Below are 1658 nucleotides of genomic sequence, written 5' to 3'. Positions count from 1 at the left end.
CTAGCCCGGATCGATCACGGGTAGAGGGAACACCGCGTAGCGACCGACCGATAAGTGGAGAGTTCTCAAGGCTTTCCAACTACCGATAGGAGCTACGCGGTGAAGACAGAGTGTACCCCGAAGCAGCTCGAGCTTGATGCGGTCGGCCGTCGAAAACTGGTGGCCGCGTTCGACGCGGAGCACATCTCGTCGGATGGGGGGCTGGCGCTGCTGCATCGGACCGATGGCCGATTCGGGCTGATGCGTCAGTTCGCGGCCTGCTTCCGCGACCTTCGCACCCCGGACCTTATCCGCCACTCGGTGGAGGAGTTGGTACGCCAGCGCGTGTTCGGCATCGCCTGCGGCTACGAGGACCTGGTGGACCACGCGGCACTTCGGGAGGACCCGCTGCTGGCGGCGGTGGTGGGCAAGGCCGACCCGGCCCAGAAACTGGCCAGTCCCAGCACGCTCAACCGGCTGGAGCTGACGCCGGCGGATGCGACGGCCCAGGCGCGCTACCGCAAAGTGGTTTACGACGCGCAGGCCATCGAGCGCTTCTTCGTCGACGCCTTCCTGGAGGCGCACCCGCAGCCCCTGAGCGAGGTGGTGCTGGACCTGGACGCCACCGATGACCCCATCCACGGTACCCAGGAGGGGAGATTCTTCCACGGCTACTACGGCAACTATTGCTACCTGCCACTCTACATCTTCGCGGGCGACTTCCTGCTGGCCGCCAAGCTGCGCACCTCCGGCATCGACGCGGCCGAGGGGGCGCTGGAGGAGGTGCAGCGAATCGTGGCCCGCCTGCGCGAGCGCTGGCCCGCCACCCGGCTGGTGCTGCGCGCTGACTCGGGCTTCGCCAGAGATGAGCTCATGGCCTGGTGCGAGGACAACCGTGTCGACTACGTCTTCGGCCTGGCCCGCAACAAGCGGCTGGAGGGGATGATTGCGACGGACCTGGAGCTGGTGCGCGCGGTGTCGCGGGAGGAGCGCGAGGGCGCGCCGACGCGTGCCTACCGCGAGCTGCGCTACCAGACACGCGACTCGTGGACGCGGGAGCGGCGCGTGGTGGCCAAGGCCGAATGGCTGGGCGACAAGCACAACCCGCGCTTCGTGGTGACGTCCTTCTGCGAGCGGACGCACCCGGCGCAGGCCCTCTACGAGGAGCTCTACTGCGCCCGAGGCGACATGGAGAACCGCATCAAAGAGCAGCAGCTGGGCCTCTTCGCCGACCGGACCAGCGCCCATACGCTTCGCGCCAACCAACTACGGCTCTGGTTCGCGTCTGCCGCCTACGTGCTGCTCAACCTGCTGCGCCACTTCGGCTTGAAAGGCACGGAGCTCGAGCGTGCTCAGGCGGGCACCATTCGGCTCAAGCTGCTGAAGGTGGCCGCCATCGTCCGCGTCAGCGTCCGCCGCGTCGTGCTGTCCCTGAGCGCCGCTGCTCCGGTGAAAGACCTCTTCGCGCGCATCGCGGAACAGCTGCGCACTGTCCCCGCCCCTTCCTGACGCCCGCTGCTCTTTGACAACCTCGCGCGGGCCCCGACTCCGGCGGGAGAGAGCCGCGCTTTGCCTGTTGCCGAAACCAGACCCGACGCAAGGCAAAGCGCGAGGCCACCAGCAGGCTCCGCTGCGACACCAGCCCTATCTTCGTGCCCGGTGTGACCGATCCGGGCTAG

1 protein-coding gene is annotated in these 1658 nt (G+C 67.7%); it reads left to right on the top strand.

Going from position 1 to position 1658, the window contains the following annotated elements; genetic code table 11:
- Window positions 1–99: 99 nt before the first annotated feature.
- Window positions 100–1488: an IS1380 family transposase gene (locus KY661_RS37030; protein ID WP_225414671.1), complete on the top strand. Its 1389-nt coding sequence runs from the start codon at window positions 100–102 to the stop codon at window positions 1486–1488.
- The last annotated feature ends 170 nt before the right edge of the window (window positions 1489–1658 follow it).

Source organism: Allostigmatella hybrida (genome assembly GCF_020103775.1).
Taxonomy (GTDB): Bacteria; Myxococcota; Myxococcia; order Myxococcales; family Myxococcaceae; genus Hyalangium; species Hyalangium aurantiaca.
Note: the sequence above shows the minus strand (reverse complement) of the source record. Positions and strands in the feature narration are given on the sequence as shown.